15 protein-coding genes, 1 rRNA gene and 2 pseudogenes are annotated in these 17,349 nt (G+C 51.8%); 3 read left to right on the forward strand and 15 right to left on the reverse strand.

The features are described 5' to 3' along the window. From OGX95_RS13145 to pepQ, 5 genes are all read right to left on the reverse strand, one after another. Positions 1-77, reverse strand: a 16S ribosomal RNA gene (locus OGX95_RS13145); the annotation flags it as partial. A 377-nt stretch (positions 78-454) separates the two neighbouring features. Beyond that, the gene (gene hemG / locus OGX95_RS13150; RefSeq protein ID WP_286629741.1) at positions 455-1,000 is read right to left on the reverse strand and encodes a menaquinone-dependent protoporphyrinogen IX dehydrogenase; all 546 of its coding nucleotides are present in this window, start codon (positions 998-1,000) and stop codon (positions 455-457) included. Positions 1,001-1,011: 11 nt separating this feature from the next. Beyond that, the gene (trkH, locus tag OGX95_RS13155) at positions 1,012-2,463 is read right to left on the reverse strand and encodes a Trk system potassium transporter TrkH (protein WP_003017848.1); all 1,452 of its coding nucleotides are present in this window, start codon (positions 2,461-2,463) and stop codon (positions 1,012-1,014) included. A 38-nt stretch (positions 2,464-2,501) separates the two neighbouring features. Continuing rightward, a complete protein-coding gene (locus tag OGX95_RS13160) occupies positions 2,502-3,116 on the reverse strand; it encodes an IMPACT family protein (RefSeq protein ID WP_286629742.1) in 615 nt (204 codons plus the stop codon). Further along, on the reverse strand, positions 3,116-4,447 hold the full coding sequence (pepQ, locus tag OGX95_RS13165) for a Xaa-Pro dipeptidase (RefSeq protein WP_286629743.1): 1,332 nt from the start codon (positions 4,445-4,447) through the stop codon (positions 3,116-3,118). The genes OGX95_RS13160 and pepQ overlap by 1 nt, the downstream gene beginning before the upstream one ends. Positions 4,448-4,636: 189 nt before the next feature. Here pepQ and fadB point away from each other — a divergent pair, with 189 nt between their 5' ends. Further along, positions 4,637-6,826 carry a fatty acid oxidation complex subunit alpha FadB gene (gene fadB, locus OGX95_RS13170; protein WP_286629744.1) on the forward strand — a complete coding sequence of 730 codons (2,190 nt, stop codon included), beginning with the start codon at positions 4,637-4,639 and terminating at the stop codon, positions 6,824-6,826. Between the two features lie 9 nt (positions 6,827-6,835). Continuing rightward, positions 6,836-7,999 carry an acetyl-CoA C-acyltransferase FadA gene (gene fadA, locus OGX95_RS13175; protein WP_286629745.1) on the forward strand — a complete coding sequence of 388 codons (1,164 nt, stop codon included), beginning with the start codon at positions 6,836-6,838 and terminating at the stop codon, positions 7,997-7,999. Between the two features lie 178 nt (positions 8,000-8,177). On the opposite strand, the pseudogene OGX95_RS13180 reads toward fadA, so the two are convergent. The 4 genes and pseudogenes from OGX95_RS13180 to ubiD form a co-directional block, all read right to left on the reverse strand. Continuing rightward, a pseudogene (locus OGX95_RS13180) lies at positions 8,178-8,858 on the reverse strand (LacI family DNA-binding transcriptional regulator); the annotation flags it as partial. Next, positions 8,851-9,456, reverse strand: a pseudogene (locus tag OGX95_RS13185) (ROK family protein); the annotation flags it as partial. The pseudogenes OGX95_RS13185 and OGX95_RS13180, both read right to left, overlap by 8 nt. Before the next feature lie 248 nt (positions 9,457-9,704). Then, positions 9,705-10,406, reverse strand: coding sequence for an NAD(P)H-flavin reductase (gene fre / locus OGX95_RS13190; RefSeq protein WP_137383145.1), 702 nt, complete (start codon positions 10,404-10,406; stop codon positions 9,705-9,707). Positions 10,407-10,446: 40 nt separating this feature from the next. Further along, positions 10,447-11,940, reverse strand: coding sequence for a 4-hydroxy-3-polyprenylbenzoate decarboxylase (gene ubiD / locus OGX95_RS13195; RefSeq protein ID WP_286629748.1), 1,494 nt, complete (start codon positions 11,938-11,940; stop codon positions 10,447-10,449). A 166-nt stretch (positions 11,941-12,106) separates the two neighbouring features. Between ubiD and rfaH the strand changes: the two genes are divergently transcribed. Then, positions 12,107-12,595, forward strand: coding sequence for a transcription/translation regulatory transformer protein RfaH (gene rfaH / locus OGX95_RS13200; RefSeq protein WP_286629749.1), 489 nt, complete (start codon positions 12,107-12,109; stop codon positions 12,593-12,595). Between the two features lie 6 nt (positions 12,596-12,601). Here the strand turns inward: rfaH and tatD are convergent, their stop codons facing one another. The 6 genes from tatD to ubiJ form a co-directional block, all read right to left on the reverse strand. Beyond that, entirely contained in the window at positions 12,602-13,384 is a 783-nt protein-coding gene (gene tatD / locus OGX95_RS13205; RefSeq protein WP_286629750.1) for a 3'-5' ssDNA/RNA exonuclease TatD, read from the reverse strand. A 41-nt stretch (positions 13,385-13,425) separates the two neighbouring features. Further along, positions 13,426-14,217 carry a Sec-independent protein translocase subunit TatC gene (tatC, locus tag OGX95_RS13210; protein ID WP_286629751.1) on the reverse strand — a complete coding sequence of 264 codons (792 nt, stop codon included), beginning with the start codon at positions 14,215-14,217 and terminating at the stop codon, positions 13,426-13,428. Between the two features lie 2 nt (positions 14,218-14,219). Continuing rightward, entirely contained in the window at positions 14,220-14,768 is a 549-nt protein-coding gene (gene tatB / locus OGX95_RS13215; protein ID WP_286629752.1) for a Sec-independent protein translocase protein TatB, read from the reverse strand. 3 nt (positions 14,769-14,771) lie between these two features. Continuing rightward, positions 14,772-15,026, reverse strand: a complete 255-nt coding sequence (gene tatA / locus OGX95_RS13220) for a Sec-independent protein translocase subunit TatA (RefSeq protein ID WP_003017888.1) — start codon at positions 15,024-15,026, stop codon at positions 14,772-14,774. Positions 15,027-15,104: 78 nt separating this feature from the next. Beyond that, positions 15,105-16,745 carry a ubiquinone biosynthesis regulatory protein kinase UbiB gene (ubiB, locus tag OGX95_RS13225; protein ID WP_199970849.1) on the reverse strand — a complete coding sequence of 547 codons (1,641 nt, stop codon included), beginning with the start codon at positions 16,743-16,745 and terminating at the stop codon, positions 15,105-15,107. Further along, on the reverse strand, positions 16,742-17,347 hold the full coding sequence (gene ubiJ, locus OGX95_RS13230; protein ID WP_286629753.1) for a ubiquinone biosynthesis protein UbiJ: 606 nt from the start codon (positions 17,345-17,347) through the stop codon (positions 16,742-16,744). Before ubiJ ends, ubiB begins: the two co-directional genes overlap by 4 nt. Positions 17,348-17,349: the final 2 nt, after the last annotated feature.

Here is a 17,349-nt window from a genome sequence, read left to right on the forward strand (position 1 = left end):
CTGTGCTACCGTTCGACTTGCATGTGTTAGGCCTGCCGCCAGCGTTCAATCTGAGCCATGATCAAACTCTTCAATTTAAAGTTTGATGCTCAATGAATTAAACTTCGTAATGAATTACGTGTTCACTCGTTGAGACTTGGCATTCATTTTTCGTCTTGCGACGTTAAGAATCCGTATCTTCGAGTGCCCACACAGATTGTCTGATAAATTGTTAAAGAGCAGTGCCGCTTCGCTTTTTCTCAGCGGCGCGGGGTGTGCATATTACGCCATCCCGCTATGAAGTCAAGCATTTAATTTCGCTTTTCTTCGTGAGGTTCTCAGTGGAACCCCGCTGACCCGGCGGCGTGTAATCCGTTGTTCCGTGTCAGTGGAGGCGCATTATAGGGAGTTATTTCAGGCTGACAAGGGGAAATTTGAAATTATTTACTAAGTGCGTATTTTTTATTCTTTCCGTTTATTTTGGCAACGTTTTGTTGGTTAATTGGGCTATTTCCCGCGCAAAACCCGCTACCTGTTCCCAGTCGGTATAGATCACTTCTTTCTTCGTATCAGTTTCACCGCCTGACATCTTCATAATCAGTTGGATCATGACACGGTCATACCAACGATAACGAGGATAAAGCAAAGCACCTGCGATCACCGCACTGCGATCTGGACGCCACGGAGAACTCATCAGAAACTTACGCGCATAGCTATTGGTTTGCGGTGTGCGTTTTTCCGGTTTACGGGCAACCAGGTTAACAGAGTAAAACGCACTCGGCATCGTATTCAGCTGCGTGGCATGCCTTTTCACAAATTCCTGAAATGCAGAATGGTAATGGCCATAGCGAATTGATGCGCCAATCACCACGCTGTCATAATTTTTCCACTCAGGCTCTTCGGTACGATGCAAATTCATGACATCTGCCCAGACACCCAGCTCTTTAAGTTCAGAAGCCAGATACTCAGCGATTTCGCGCGTTTGTCCGTCCCGGGAAGAAAAAAGAATCAGTGTTTTCACGTGTTACTCCATTATTCACGCCAGAAAGTAGGGGTAAAGAGCACCAGCAGAGTAAAGACTTCCAGACGACCAAACAGCATGTTGGCAATCAGGATCCATTTCGCCACCGGGTTCATGCTGGCAAAATTGTCGGCAACCACCCCCAGCCCAGGCCCGAGGTTATTCAACGTCGCCACTACGGAGGCAAACGCAGAGAAGTCATCCACACCAGTCGCAATAATTGCCAGCATACTGATAATAAAGACCAGCGCATAGGCAGAAAAGAAGCCCCATACCGCTTCAAGGATTCGTTCCGGCAACGCACGGTTACCCAACTTAATGCTATAGACCGCATTGGGGTGAACCAGTCGTTTCAGTTCGCGGTTACCCTGTTTAAACAGTAACAGGATACGAATCACCTTCAAACCACCGCCCGTTGACCCGGCACAGCCACCAATAAACGCAGAACACAGTAGCAACACCGGCAGGAACAACGGCCAGCGAGCAATACTGTCTGTAGTAAATCCGGCAGTGGTCGCCATCGATACAACCTGGAAAAATGCCTGGTTGATTGTCGTAAGCGCCGAACCGTATGTATTGTGTATCCACAGCACCAGCGTACAAACGGCCACCAGCGTTAACTGTACCCCGATAAACATGCGGAATTCAGGGTCGCGCCAATAAACCTTCAGGCTGCGCCCACTTAGTAAAGAGAAGTGCAAACCGTAGTTACAACCGGAGATCAGCAAGAAGATAGCGATAATGGTGTTGATGGTAGGGCTGTCGAAATAACCCACACTGGCGTCATGTGTTGAAAAGCCGCCGATAGCAATGGTGGCGAAGCTATGGCCAATAGCGTCAAAGGCAGGCATGCCGGCAAACCACAGCGCCAGCGCACACGCAACCGTCAATAGCACATAGATGAGCCACAAGGTTTTCGCCGTTTCGGCAATACGTGGGCGCATTTTGTTATCTTTCAGCGGCCCCGGCATTTCTGCACGATAGAGCTGCATCCCCCCCACGCCAAGGATAGGCAGGATAGCCACCGCCAGGACGATGATCCCCATACCACCAAACCATTGCAACATCTGACGATAAAAGAGAATGGCATGCGGCAGTGAATCCAACCCCACCAATGTAGTCGCCCCCGTGGTTGTTAACCCGGAGAAGGATTCAAAAAAAGCATCGGTGATCGTGAGGTTCGGGCTTTCTGCGAAAATGAACGGTAGCGCACCCACGCTACCCAGCACAGTCCAGAATAAGACTACTATCAGAAACCCTTCCCGGGATTTCAGCTCGCCCTTCTCCTTACGGTTCGGCCACCACAACATGGAGCCGATCGCCAGGGCAACAAAGAAAGTTTGCGTAAATGCACGACCCGCACCATCACGGTAGATAAGTGCTACCAGCCCGGGGATGATCATCGTCCCCGAAAATAAGATGACCAGTAGTCCAACGATTCGGGTGATGGCGCGAAAATGCATCTCTGCCGCTTCCTTAGTTCTTTAAAATGAGGTGGGGATTATTCTTCAATCGCTAACAATTGCAATGAACCACGACTAAAATCCGCCAGCTTTGCTGAAAATTCATCCACTTTCGCATAAGGAAGCGCGACCCGAAGCAGAACGAATGCCTGGTAATCACTGGAAACGATTTTACCGTCTAACTGCCCCAACAGTGCTTCAATACCTGCCAGTTGGCCGTACTCACACTGCAAAGTATATTCGGTTAATGGCGTCTTGCGCTGTGTCGTCAACTGGCGCAGCGCCTGATTTACACCACCACCGTAGGCTTTTACCAGCCCACCAGTACCGAGAAGAATACCACCGTAGTAACGCACTACCACCGCGGTAATCTCGCCGACGCCGCTCCCCATCAGTTGTGCGAGCATCGGCTTGCCTGCCGTACCCGCCGGTTCACCATCGTCTGAAAACCCCAGTTGCTGCGAGTCATTCGGCGCACCCGCCACCCACGCTACACAATGATGACGGGCATCCGGGTGTTCCGCTCTGACTGACTCAACAAACGCTTTCGCCGCTTCTACACCGTCCGTATGAGCGAGCAACGTAATGAAGCGGCTTTTTTTGATTTCTTCAACGACGCTAACCGGCGCCGCAGGGATTAACCAACTGTCCATTACGCCAGTTTCAAATCCCGCGTCATGTTTTCAATATTGTTCTCGTGGACAACCACGTTGTCTTCAATACGAATCCCGCCGAACGGCTTCAGTGCTTCAATTTTCTGCCAGTTGAAGTGCTTGCTGAATTTCCCTTCACGCCACGGGGCGAGCAGCGATTCAATGAAGTAGATACCCGGCTCGATGGTCAGAACCATGCCTGGCTGCAGCACACGGGTGCAACGCAGGTAAGGGTACTTCGACGGCGCGGCAAGGTGTGTGCCCGTGTCATCCTGCATGAAACCTGCAACATCATGTACCTGTAGACCCAGCAGGTGACCGATACCGTGCGGCATAAACGGTCCGGTGAGATCATTTTCCACCATCGCCTCTTCACTCATGTCGGTGATGATTTGATGTTTACGCAGCAGCTTCGCAATACGCTGATGGAACTGAATGTGATAGTCCACATAGCTGACACCCGCTTTCATCGTCGCGATGAGCGCCAGCTCTTCGTCGTTCACGTCTTTCACCAGCTGCGCGTAGTCGTTGTCGCTTTTCGCCGACCAGGTACGCGTCAGGTCTGCCGCATAACCGTTATATTCCGCCCCCGCATCCAGCAGGAAGCTACGGATTTCAGACGGAGCCTGGTGATCCAGCTTGGTGTAATGCAGAACCGAAGCATGTTCGTTAAGCGCAACGATGTTGCTGTACGGCACGTCGGTGTCGCGATGACCGGTGGCAGTCAGGTAAGCCAGGTTGATATCAAACTCGCTCATCCCGGAACGGAACGCTTCTTCCGCGGCACGGTGCCCACTCACCGCCATTTTCTGCGCTTCACGCATACAGGCCAGTTCGTAATCAGTTTTATAGGCGCGGTAATAGTGCAGGTAGTCGATCACCCCTTTCGGGTTGATGTTGCTGGCCGCGATGTCCAGTTGCAGCGCACGTTCCGGAACCGGACCGATATAACCGATATTGCCGCGTGCAGCAGGCAGTTGGCTACCAATACCATCCGCTTTAGGCAGCGCAATGATCTCGACCTCTTCCGTCCAGAAGGACGTCGGCAGCGGCTCTACGTTGTGCCAGTAATCAACCGGCAAATAGAACCACAGTTTTGGCTTATTCACGCCATCCACCAGCAACCAGCAGTTGGGAACCTGCGTGACGGGAACCCAGGCTTTAAACTGCGGGTTGACCTTAAACGGATACGGATGGTCGTCGAGAAAAACGTTAACAAGCTCACCAGAATGAATAAGTAACGCATCCAACTTGAAGCGCGCCAGTGCATCACGGGTACGTTCTTGTAAGGTAACAATATGATTTTTATAGAGTGCGGCCAGTGATTCCATTTTCTACCCTTCTGTTTTTTTGACCTCAAGTCTCCGCATCTTAGCACATCGCTTTATGACTGCGTGATTTCTGCCGAGCGTGATCGAATCGTCATTTCTTTAATCATTTATTTGCATTTCTTTAACATAAAACACACACTTCGATTCATCTGGTATGACCAGATCACCTTGCGGATTCAGGAGACTGACATGCTTTACAAAGGCGACACCCTGTACCTTGACTGGCTGGAAGATGGCATCGCCGAACTGGTGTTCGATGCCCCTGGCTCGGTCAATAAACTCGACACGGCCACCGTTGCCAGCCTGGGCCATGCGCTTGATGTGCTGGAAAAACAACCAAATTTAAAAGGGCTGCTCCTGCGCTCTAATAAAGCGGCTTTTATTGTCGGTGCCGATATCACCGAATTTCTTTCACTGTTCCTCGTTCCCGAAGAGCAGTTGAGCCAGTGGCTGCACTTTGCCAATAGCGTCTTTAATCGCCTGGAAGATCTGCCTGTTCCGACTCTCTCTGCGGTAAACGGTTACGCGCTGGGCGGCGGCTGCGAGTGCGTGCTGGCAACTGATTATCGTCTGGCAACACCAGACCTGCGCATTGGTCTGCCGGAAACCAAACTGGGCATTATGCCGGGCTTTGGCGGTTCCGTGCGTATGCCTCGTATGCTGGGTGCTGATAGCGCGCTGGAAATCATTGCTGCAGGTAAAGATGTTGGCGCTGAGCACGCGCTGAAAATTGGCCTGGTTGATGGCGTGGTGAAACAAGACAAACTGCTTGATGGCGCGATCGCTGTATTACGTCAGGCAATCAACGGCGACCTCGACTGGAAAGCTAAACGCCAGCCGAAACTGGAACCACTGAAACTCAGCAAAATTGAAGCAGCCATGAGCTTTACCATCGCCAAAGGCATGGTGGCGCAGACGGCCGGTAAACATTATCCCGCACCGATTACCGCAGTGAAAACCATTGAAGCAGCAGCGCGATTCGGTCGTGAAGAAGCGCTGAATCTGGAAAATAAGAGCTTTGTTCCACTGGCGCACACCAGTGAAGCTCGCGCGTTGGTTGGTATCTTCCTCAACGATCAGTTTGTCAAAGCCAAAGCGAAAAAACTCACCAGGAATGTTGAGGCACCTCAGCAAGCAGCGGTACTGGGCGCTGGCATTATGGGCGGCGGCATTGCTTACCAGTCTGCCTGGAAAGGCGTACCGGTAGTGATAAAAGACATCAATGACAAATCACTGACGCTGGGTATGACCGAAGCGGCCAAGCTGCTTAACAAGCAGCTGGAGCGCGGCAAGATAGACGGTCTGAAAATGGCTGGTGTTATTTCAACCATTCAGCCAACTCTCGACTATAGCGGTTTCGAGCGTGTAGATGTGGTCGTTGAAGCCGTAGTCGAAAACCCAAAAGTGAAAAAAGCAGTGCTGGCAGAAACCGAAGATAAGGTACGCCCGGATACTGTACTGGCGTCGAATACGTCCACGATCCCAATTAACGAGCTGGCCAGCGTTCTCAAACGCCCGGAAAACTTCTGCGGTATGCACTTCTTTAACCCGGTACACCGTATGCCGCTGGTTGAAATCATTCGCGGAGAGAAAAGCTCGGATGAAACCATCGCCAGGGTTGTCGCCTGGGCCAGCAAAATGGGCAAAACGCCGATTGTGGTCAACGACTGCCCTGGTTTCTTCGTTAACCGCGTGCTGTTCCCTTACTTTGCAGGTTTCAGCCAGTTACTGCGCGATGGTGCGGATTTCCGCAAAGTTGACAAAGTGATGGAGAAACAGTTTGGCTGGCCAATGGGTCCGGCTTATCTGCTGGACGTGGTGGGTATTGATACCGCACATCACGCTCAGGCTGTGATGTCCGCGGGCTTCCCGCAGCGTATGCAGAAAGATTATCGCGACGCGATTGATGCGCTGTTTGATGCCAGCCGTTTCGGACAGAAAAACGGTCTCGGATTCTGGCGTTATAAAGAAGACAACAAGGGCAAGCCGAAGAAAGAAGAAGACGCCGCCGTTGATGGCTTACTGGCAGACGTCAGCCAGCCGAAACGCGACTTCAGCGACGAAGAGATTATCGCTCGTATGATGATCCCAATGGTCAACGAAGTGGTGCGTTGCCTGGAGGAAGGCATCATTGCCAGCCCGGCAGAAGCCGATATGGCACTGGTTTATGGCCTGGGCTTCCCTCCGTTCCACGGCGGTGCGTTCCGCTGGCTGGATACACTTGGCAGTGCGAAGTATCTCGATATGGCGCAGCAGTATCAGCACCTGGGTCCGCTGTATGAAGTACCAGCCGGTCTGTGTGATAAAGCACGCCATAACGAACCGTATTATCCCCCGGTTGAGCCTGCCCGCCCGGTTGGCGACCTGAAAACGGCTTAAGGAGTCACAATGGAACAGGTTGTAATTGTTGATGCGATCCGTACCCCGATGGGCCGTTCGAAAGGGGGCGCGTTTCGCAACGTGCGGGCAGAAGATCTCTCCGCACACTTGATGCGTAGTCTGCTGGCGCGTAATCCCGCGCTGGAACCCACCGCACTCGATGATATTTACTGGGGTTGTGTGCAGCAGACGCTGGAGCAGGGTTTCAATATCGCCCGTAACGCCGCACTGCTGGCAGAAGTCCCACACTCCGTTCCTGCGGTTACGGTCAACCGTCTGTGTGGTTCGTCGATGCAGGCGCTACACGATGCAGCACGCATGATTATGACTGGCGATGCGCAGGCGTGCCTGGTGGGCGGCGTGGAACATATGGGCCATGTGCCGATGAGCCACGGCGTTGATTTCCACCCAGGTATGAGCCGTAACGTAGCGAAAGCCGCGGGAATGATGGGGCTGACGGCAGAAATGCTCTCTCGTATGCACGGTATTAGCCGTGAAATGCAGGATGCCTTCGCCGCACGCTCACATGCTCGCGCCTGGGCCGCTACTCAGTCCGGTGCCTTTAAAAACGAGATCATCCCGACTGGCGGTCATGATGCCGACGGCGTGTTGAAACAGTTTAACTATGATGAGGTTATCCGTCCGGAAACCACTGTCGACGCGCTGTCCACCCTACGCCCGGCATTCGATCCGGTCAGCGGTACCGTCACCGCGGGTACCTCTTCCGCGCTCTCCGATGGTGCTGCCGCGATGCTGGTAATGAGTGAGAGCCGTGCTCGTGAACTGGGTCTGACGCCGCGTGCACGTATTCGCTCGATGGCCGTAGTCGGCTGTGACCCCTCAATCATGGGTTATGGTCCGGTTCCTGCCTCAAAGCTGGCGCTGAAAAAAGCGGGACTCTCCACCAGCGACATCGGCTTGTTTGAGATGAACGAAGCCTTTGCCGCCCAGATCCTGCCGTGCATTAAAGATCTGGGGCTGATGGAACAGATCGACGAGAAGATCAACCTCAATGGCGGGGCGATCGCACTGGGTCACCCACTGGGATGCTCTGGTGCGCGTATCAGTACCACTCTGATCAACCTGATGGAACGCAAAGACGTGCAGTTCGGTCTGGCGACGATGTGTATCGGGTTAGGTCAGGGCATCGCCACAGTATTTGAGCGAGTGTAATCAAAGATAAATTCCCCTAAATAATTCGTGCTGCATCGCGGCGGTAACTGAGCGAATCCCCGGGAGCATAGATAACTATGTGACCGGGGTGAGCAAAGGCAGCCAACAAAGAGGCAGTGTGAATTATGACGGGGAAAGGTTTAGTTGCCGTTCTTCCCGCCTGTCAGGGGCGGGTTTTTTATTTCCCTGAACTGCTACGTACCACCAATTGTACCGGCAGCAACAGATTCTCTTCCGGCTTGCCTTCCAGCAGTAAACGCAGTGCTTCGCGCCCCAGTTGCTGCTTATCAACCGCAATTGTAGTCAGCGGCGGATGTGACCAGGCCGCAGCATCAATATCATCAAATCCTACCAGCGCAAGATCTTCTGGAATACGAATCCCCTGCTGCGCACACACCCGCTGAACAACCATCGCCGCCGCATCGTTATAAGCAAAAATAGCATCGGGCGGTTCCGGCAGTCTGAGCAGTTCATTAACCGCCTCGACCAACGATTGTTCAGTATCGAGCAGCGGCGGTGCGATGGCTTCGTACTCCGGAGGCATCAGCAGACGGGCTTCATACAGTGCCTGGCGATAACCCTTTTCACGCTGACGAATACTGTAGTGTGAGAGAGTACTGGCAAGATAAGCGATACGGCTACACCCCTGTTCGATCAAATGTTTTGTCGCCAGATAGCCGCCCTGGGTATTGTCCGGATTGACGCATGGCAAACCTGGAGCCCACAGATCTACAAGCACCAGCGGCAATTTCATTTGTTGCAGCAGCCCAAGCAGCTCTGGCTAAAAAAATCCGGCGCAGATCAACGCATCAGGCTGATGCAACATGACCTGCTCACTTACCGCATCAGCTGGCCCGATAATTCGTGTGATTCATGTACTGGCGTTCCAGACCAGTGCCAGAGATAAAACTTTCAATACAGTTCTGTTGTCCGCAATAGCAGGTAACCCCCTCACCATCCCGGGACTCATGGTAACGTGGCAATGCATTATGCCCCCACTCCCCTGCGCAGGTATTAGGGCCGGAGATCAAACGGTTATCAACACACAACCCGCCTCCGCAGCCAGTACCGAGAATTACGCCAAATACCACACAGTGTCCGCATCCACTGCCGTCCATAGCCTCTGACAGTGTAAAGCAGTTAGCATCGTTAGTGACGGGCACAGGCATCCCTAATGCTTGTTCAAGGTCACGGGTAAAAGCCTGCTGATTTAGCACCAGAATGTTGGAATTTTTAATTAATCCCCTGCTATCTACTGCTCCAGGGCCCCCAATACCGACCGATAAAGGTTGGTTAACGGTCTGCATAGCCTTAGCAATCATATCCGTCACGGCATGGAAAAAATCGCCGTAGCTTTGCTTGGGTGTAGCGCGTCGTTCGCGGTAAATAATCTCACCTGTTTTATCAATTACCACCGCTTCGATTTTAGTCCCGCCTATATCCAGTCCGAGCCTCATGGTGACCTCTCCCCTCATTGGCCTCTCACAATTATGATGCTGCATAGAGCGCCAAATTTGTTTACTAAACAAATGATGGAGTATCACAAAATGTTGTTATATCTACAGGAAAATAGGGAAATAACTTTGTTCACTAAAAATGATGAGGTTTTGTAAAACAGGAGATATGCAAAGATGCTGGGCCAGCAACCGTCATGTGGAAGGTGGGGAATTCATGAATGCGCCGGTGGGGTTCCGGCGCACATCGTTTAAATAAACGCGAACGCGTCGCCAAACAGACGATCTTCACGCGCCTGACGTTCATTGCAGAACAGGTCGCGCGCGATTTTAGCCATCTCGAAACGCCCGGCGATATAAATATCATGTTCCGCCAGAGTGCCGTAATCCTGTAACACTGCCGTTAATACGGTTCCCGTACGACCACGCCAGCCCGTTTCAGGCTGTTCCACTACAGGCTCAACACGCAGGTTCGGATGATTAACTGACAGTGCCTCCAGTTCAGAGAGATCGTAGAGATGTTTCTCTTCTCGTCCGCCCCAGTAAATAGTGATATCACGGTTTGGGTTGCGCGCCAGTGCTGTCAGCAAAATCGAGCGTACGTATGAGAACCCTGTGCCGCCAGCAATCAGGATCAGCGGACGATTCTCATCATCACGCAGCCAGGCTTCACCGTGCGGGATGTCGACCTTAATTTCCCGATCTTTCAGAATTCGGTCCATAACAGCCATGGCATAAAGATTTAGCTCAGAAGCCCCCACATGCAGCTCAATGAATCCGTGCTCATCCGGCGTAGATGCCATGGAGAACGGGCGTTTATCACGTTCGTCCATCACGACCATTAAATACTGACCAGCACGAAAGGAAAACGCCGCGTCCGGCACTAAACGTACGCGATATACGGTGTCAGTGATAGCTTCTACCGAGGTCACTTTACAGCTTAAGGTTGTCATGCGCTCTCTCTGTCGGATCAATAGGCAAAACGATCGCGCCTCAGGCGCTTTTGCCGTCATTAAAGATGGCTAATTCATCCCAAATTGCGTCAATACGCGCAGTCACTTCAGGATCTTTTTTAATCGGGCGCCCCCACTCTCGTTGGGTTTCACCCGGCCATTTATTTGTGGCATCCAGCCCCATTTTTGAACCAAGGCCGGAAACCGGCGAGGCAAAGTCCAGGTAATCAATCGGCGTATTCTCTACCAGTACCGTATCCCGGGCCGGGTCCATACGGGTAGTAATTGCCCAAATCACATCGTTCCAGTCACGTGCGTTAACATCATCATCGCAGACAATAACAAATTTGGTGTACATAAACTGACGCAAAAATGACCAAACACCCATCATGACGCGTTTGGCATGGCCTGCGTACTGTTTTTTCATCGTCACCACGGCCAGTCGATAAGAACAGCCTTCCGGCGGCAGATAAAAGTCGACGATTTCCGGGAACTGCTTTTGCAGAATCGGCACGAACACTTCGTTCAGCGCCACGCCGAGCACCGCAGGTTCATCGGGTGGACGCCCGGTATAGGTGGAGTGATAAATCGCATCTTCACGCTGGGTAATGTGTGTGACGGTGAAAACCGGGAAGCTATCCACTTCATTGTAATAACCCGTATGATCGCCATACGGCCCTTCCGGTGCCAGTTCACCCGGCTCGATATAGCCTTCCAGAACAATTTCAGCGCTGGCGGGTACTTCGAGATCGTTAGAGATACATTTGACAACTTCAGTCTTAGTGCCACGCAGCAGCCCGGCGAAGGCGTACTCTGATAATGTATCAGGCACAGGGGTCACAGCGCCCAGAATGGTCGCCGGGTCTGCCCCTAACGCCACGGAGACGGGGAAACGCTCACCGGGGTGTGCAGCACACCACTCCTGATAATCCAGCGCGCCACCACGATGTGAAAGCCAACGCATAATGAGCTTATTTTTGCCAATCAACTGTTGGCGATAAATGCCCAGATTCTGTCGCTCTTTATGCGGACCACGCGTGACGGTGAGTCCCCATGTAATTAGCGGCGCTGCATCTTCCGGCCAGCAGGTCATTACCGGTATACGGTTTAAATCAACGTCATCGCCTGAAGAAATTTTTTGCTGACAAGGCGCACCGCGTAGCCGTTTGGTTGGCATGTTAAGCACCTGCTTGAACTGCGGCAGTTTATCAAACAGATCGCGGAATCCTTTCGGCGGCTCCGGCTCTTTCAAAAACGCCAACAGCTTACCCACTTCCCTTAGCGCCGAGACATCCTCTTGCCCCATCCCCATGGCGACACGTTTTGGCGTGCCAAACAGGTTGCACAGTACCGGCATCGAATAGCCTTTAGGGTTCTCAAACAACAGCGCAGGCCCACCGGCACGCAAGGTGCGATCGGCAATTTCAGTGATCTCCAGGTGGGGATCCACCTCAAGAGTAATGCGTTTGAGCTCGCCCTGCTGTTCAAGCTGCGTCAGGAAGTCGCGTAAATCGTGATATTTCATGGCGTCCATTATGGCCTCTTTGTAAGCGCCTCATTATACGGCGTTCATCATTGTGATGCTGTATTTTTGTTAAATTAGCGTGAACTCTGGCAACCCACACCGATGAGGCTTGAAAGATGAAGTGTATAATGACTTTTGCTATGCTTGCGCTCAAAACAAGCGGATAAGAGTTATTATGCAAGCCTGGTATTTACTGTACTGCAAACGCGGGCAACTTCAGCGCGCCCAGGAACACCTGGAAAGACAAGCAGTCAACTGTCTGACGCCAATGATCACCCTGGAAAAAATGGTGCGTGGTAAACGTACCACAGTCAGTGAGCCACTTTTCCCTAATTACATGTTTGTCGAATTCGATCCGGAAGTGATCCACACCACGACCATCAATGCGACGCGTGGCGTCAGCCATTTTGTACGCTTTGGGGCAACACCTGCCACCGTCCCCTCTCCCGTTATTCACCAGCTTTCTATCTACAAGCCCGAGGGGATTGTAGACCCGGAAACGCCGCATCCTGGCGACAGCGTAATTATCACTGAAGGGGCATTTGAAGGGTTAAAGGCGATTTTCACCGAACCCGACGGCGAAGCGCGCTCCATGCTCCTGCTTAACCTGTTGAATAAAGAGATTAAGCAGAGCGTGAAAAACACCGGCTTTCGAAAGATATAAACAGACTCAGAAGGTCACTTCGAATAACGTTCTGACATTGGCATCAATCGCCGTTGATAGCCACTGAGGATCTTCCCCGCGCCAGTGCGCAATACGCTCAAGAATATGCGGCAGGTGTGCAGGTTCATTACGTCGGGAAGCCGGTTTCGGTGTTAAATCGCGGGGGAGTAAATAAGGGGCATCGGTTTCGATCAATAGCCTTTCCACCGGGATAAACGGCAACAGCTCCCGCAGTTCCATCCCCCGACGTTCATCGCAGATCCATCCGGTAATCCCAATGTAAAGCCCTCTGTCCACGCAGTCCTGCATCTCCCGGCGCGAGCCAGTGAAACAGTGCAGCACTGCGCCAGGAAGGCTGTCCAGCCAGGGTTCCAGCAGCGTCAGAAAACGTTCGTGGGCATCCCGACAATGCATGAAAACTGGCATCTGCAATTCGGCGGCAATACGCAATTGCGCCTCGAACGCTCGTTCCTGTTCCTGCGGAGTGGAGTAGTTACGATTGAAATCCAGGCCGCATTCACCAATGGCGACCACTTCGGACTGATTCGCCAATGCAATAATTTCCGCCTCTGTTGAGGATTGCCATTGGCTACTGTCATGCGGGTGGACGCCTGCTGTGGACCAGCAATGTGGATAATGCTGTGCTAACTTTAGCGCCTGCTGGCTTTCATGCTGGTTTGTTCCGGTCAGAAGCATGCCGTTTACACCTGCAGCAAAAGCGCGCGCTACAACTTCATCCCTGTCTTTCGCAAATTGTGAACTGGTTAGATTAACGCCAATATCAAACATGCTTCCTCCCATATGACAACCGCCCTTACGGGCGGCTGAATTTACTCTTCGGTTTTCTCGGTGGTTTCGGCTTCTTTCGCATTCTCAGCCTCGTTATCTTCGTCTCGCGTACGTCGCTTGCCAACATAAAAACGAGAGAAGAAAACACCCACTTCAAACAGGCAGTACATCGGTATAGCCAACAGCGTTTGCGAGAAGACATCTGGTGGAGTCAGTAACATCCCCACAACAAATGCCCCGACAACTACGTAAGGACGTTTCTTACGTAAATCATCAGGTGTCGTAATGCCCATCCAGCACAGCAATACAATGGCGACAGGTACCTCAAAAGAGACGCCAAACGCCATAAACAGTGCCATGACAAAGCTGAGATAACTGGCAATGTCTGTCGAAACCTGCACGCCTTGCGGAGCTGTGTTGGCAAGGAAGCCAAATGCCAGCGGGAAGACGACAAAATAGGCGAATGCCATCCCGATATAGAACAACAGCGAACTTGAGACCAGCAGCGGCACGACAAGGCGGCGTTCATGCTTATACAAAGCAGGCGCAATAAATGCCCATACCTGGTACAGGATCACTGGTGCCGACAGGATCAGCGACACCATAAAGGTTAGCTTTATCGGGGTAAAGAACGGTGAAGCCACATCGGTGGCGATCATCGTTGCCCCCTGAGGCATCTGCTTAATCAGCGGTGCCGCAACCATATGGTAAATGTCGTTGGCAAAATAAACCAACGCCAGAAAGATTACCATAACCGCAATAATGCAGTTCAGGAGTCGCTTACGCAGCTCAATAAGATGCGTGATGAGCGGTTGAGTATCTTCTACAGACATGTTTACGGTTTATCACTCGACGAGGGTGAGGATTCGACAGCCGGTGCAGCAGGTTTCTTTTCCGCGTCCATCGACGTAACGGAAACAGTGTCCTTCAACTCCGGCGTGTCAGCACCCGTGGATTCCGGTTTTTGCTCCGGCGAACTGGCCTGTGCTTCAGCAGTAGCAGGGGTAGCCCCCTCGTGCTGCGCTTCACTTCCTTTCACCACAGGGTTATGGATAGTGTGCGCTTCATCGCTCGCCTTCTCAGGATCGTGCACGCTGTAAGAACGCTTCATCGACTCAGCCGCTTCGCGCAGCTCATCCATCGATGCTTTCAGCTCCGGCGTTAGATTTGTCAGGCTCGCTTTCTCCACTTTCTTCAGGCTGTCCTGAAACTCCTGAAGCTTAAGCTCCTGGGTCAGTTCATTCTGCACAGTAGTTGCAAGAGAGCGCAGCGCACGGACCCAGCCCGCGACCGTTTTTACTGCCACTGGCAATCGTTGTGGCCCCAGTACGATGAGGCCGATAACGAACACCAATAACAGTTCGCTAAAACCGATATCAAACACGGATTATACCTGCTCTTTATCTTGGCTTTTGGCGTCTTCTTTCTTCACTTCACCCTGCTTATCGGTGATGGATTTAGCGGTAAAATCAGCATCCTGGCTGGTTTTATCCTGCTTAGGTTCATCATCACCCATCGCTTTCTTGAAGCCTTTAATAGACGCGCCAAGGTCGGAACCGATGGAGCCGAGTTTCTTGGTGCCAAATAGCAGTACAACGATGACGGCAATGATCAACAACTGCCAAATACTGATACCACCCATACATGTTCCTCTGTCATAGATGATGAATTAATAAGGCCGTAGTATACGTTACACGACCTGCCTTGGGCGATGAAAAAATCAGCGCATTTTGCGCCAGCCGATCAGCCAGGCGATAACACCACCCGCGATTAACCAGCCAGGCATAAGCCCCCACTCAGGACGGCTTACCAGCAGGAATGTCCCACTTAACAGCAACGTTGCGCCAATACCCAATAAATAACGGGATTGTCCCTGACGTACGTGATTCGCATGAAGCTCGCGCGCAATCTTATCAACACTGTGCTGTAAATATTTGCCCTGGCGCAAACTGTCATACACAAGTTCAGGTATTTCTGGCATTTTTTCGACCCAGAACGGTGCTTTTTCTTTAAATGCCCTGACAAGCGCCGGAATACCTACCTGATCTTTAATCCAGGATTCAAGGAAAGGCTTGGCCGTTTTCCACAAATCCAACTGAGGATAGAGCTGTCGGCCAACACCCTCAACGTACAGCAGCGTCTTCTGTAACAACACCAGTTGAGGCTGGACTTCCATATTAAATCGACGTGCCGTATTGAACAAATTCAACAACACGTGACCAAAGGAGATCTCTGCCAGCGGCTTTTCGAAGATCGGCTCACACACGGTACGAATTGCAAATTCAAATTCTTCAACATTGGTATCGGGAGGAACCCAACCAGAATCAACATGTAGCTCGGCAACCTTACGGTAATCGCGATTAAAAAACGCAATAAAGTTTTCAGCCAGATAACGCTTATCTTCTTTATTTAATGAGCCCACGATCCCGCAATCAATACCGATGTATTTCGGGTTTTCAGGGTGCTCATAGCTGACGAAAATGTTACCAGGGTGCATATCGGCATGGAAAAAACTGTCGCGGAATACCTGGGTAAAGAAGACCTGAACACCACGCTCAGCCAACAGTTTCATGTTGGTACCGTTCTTCTCAAGCGTTGCAACATCCGAAACAGGGATACCGTAAATACGCTCCATCACCATCATGTTCTGACTACAATAGTCGGAATACACTTCCGGGATGTACAGCATCGGGCTGTCTTCAAAATTGCGTCGCAGTTGAATGGCGTTTGCCGACTCACGCAGCAGGTTCAGCTCGTCGATCAATGTTTTTTCATATTCACGGACCACTTCTGTTGGCCGCAGACGACGGCCGTCCGGCAACAGGCGAGGGACCCAGCGAGCAAGACGATAGATCAGTTTTAAATCGGCTTTGATTACCGGCAGGATATCCGGACGAATAACCTTGATCACCACCTCTTTGCCATTCGACTTCAGTCGCGCGGTATGCACCTGAGCAATAGACGCAGATGCCAATGGTGTGATCTCAAAATCATCAAACCACGCTTCAACAGGTAGCCCACCCATTGCTTCTTCAATTTGTTCTTTTGCTCGTTGTCCATCGAATGGAGCAACCCGATCCTGCAACAGGGCCAGCTGATCAGCGATATGCGGCGGAAACAGATCTCGACGGGTGGACAGCATTTGACCAAATTTGATCCACACCGGCCCCAATTCCTGCAAAGCCAGTCTCAGCCTTTCACCCAGCGGCTTATCTTTATGTCGGTTTGGCATCCAAAACAATGTGTAACGCCACAAACGGAGCGGCAGCGTAATACGCATTTTGGGGATGAGTTCATCAAGACCGTAGCTTAAAAAAGTGCGAATGATGAAATAAAGGCGCCGTACTTCTCCTGGCGTCATTTGGCCTCCAGTTTTTCCAGCCGTCTGGCCAGAGATTCGACCGTGCGCTCAACCGCTGCCGTTTCTTCCGCAAACCATGCAACTTCAAGCGGGCCAGGGGCCATACGCCACTCTTCAGTGATCGCTTCGGCAACATAACGTTGCTGACGTTGAATGCCATGACGCAGGAACTTCACGCCGCCGCGCAGGACTTTGCTAACACCTTCCGCGACGATATCACCGGTATAAGGTGCTAATAGCTCTGCAGGGTCAAATTCCGCCAGGTCAGCCAGAGCCACAAAGTTCTGCACCACCTGAATATCGCCCTGCACTTCCAGTTCGCCGCTACGAATAAGCGTTGTGAGCTGCTGCCGGTCACGTAATTTAGGTAACACGCTGGCATGTGTGATCACGGTGCAATCGGCTTCGCCTTCCCATGCCCCCAGCACATCGACCTGGCGCTCACTGAACACCAGGACTAACGGCGTAGAAAATCCTTTAAGATCAACACGCAGTACCTTGCTCTGCAAACGCGTTCGGGCTGATTTTAGCGCAGGAGAACGATACAGAAAGGTGTTGAGCAGATTTTCAACGCCAGCGGTAACTAAGGGTTTTAAAGGCATCC

The sequence above is a fragment of the Citrobacter sp. Cu233 genome (assembly GCF_030332225.1).
Lineage (GTDB): Bacteria > Pseudomonadota > Gammaproteobacteria > Enterobacterales > Enterobacteriaceae > Citrobacter.

What these genes read in the sequence shown, in the direction of transcription:
- tatD (WP_286629750.1), bottom strand. Translation starts at nt 13,384, where the DNA reads ATGTTTGATATTGGCGTTAATCTAACCAGTTCACAATTTGCGAAAGAC.
- ubiJ (WP_286629753.1), bottom strand. Translation starts at nt 17,347, where the DNA reads ATGCCTTTAAAACCCTTAGTTACCGCTGGCGTTGAAAATCTGCTCAAC.
- ubiD (WP_286629748.1), bottom strand. Translation starts at nt 11,940, where the DNA reads ATGGACGCCATGAAATATCACGATTTACGCGACTTCCTGACGCAGCTT.
- tatA (WP_003017888.1), bottom strand. Translation starts at nt 15,026, where the DNA reads ATGGGTGGTATCAGTATTTGGCAGTTGTTGATCATTGCCGTCATCGTT.
- fre (WP_137383145.1), bottom strand. Translation starts at nt 10,406, where the DNA reads ATGACAACCTTAAGCTGTAAAGTGACCTCGGTAGAAGCTATCACTGAC.
- fadB (WP_286629744.1), top strand. Translation starts at nt 4,637, where the DNA reads ATGCTTTACAAAGGCGACACCCTGTACCTTGACTGGCTGGAAGATGGC.
- trkH (WP_003017848.1), bottom strand. Translation starts at nt 2,463, where the DNA reads ATGCATTTTCGCGCCATCACCCGAATCGTTGGACTACTGGTCATCTTA.
- tatC (WP_286629751.1), bottom strand. Translation starts at nt 14,217, where the DNA reads ATGTCTGTAGAAGATACTCAACCGCTCATCACGCATCTTATTGAGCTG.
- rfaH (WP_286629749.1), top strand. Translation starts at nt 12,107, where the DNA reads ATGCAAGCCTGGTATTTACTGTACTGCAAACGCGGGCAACTTCAGCGC.
- pepQ (WP_286629743.1), bottom strand. Translation starts at nt 4,447, where the DNA reads ATGGAATCACTGGCCGCACTCTATAAAAATCATATTGTTACCTTACAA.
- fadA (WP_286629745.1), top strand. Translation starts at nt 6,836, where the DNA reads ATGGAACAGGTTGTAATTGTTGATGCGATCCGTACCCCGATGGGCCGT.
- ubiB (WP_199970849.1), bottom strand. Translation starts at nt 16,745, where the DNA reads ATGACGCCAGGAGAAGTACGGCGCCTTTATTTCATCATTCGCACTTTT.
- OGX95_RS13160 (WP_286629742.1), bottom strand. Translation starts at nt 3,116, where the DNA reads ATGGACAGTTGGTTAATCCCTGCGGCGCCGGTTAGCGTCGTTGAAGAA.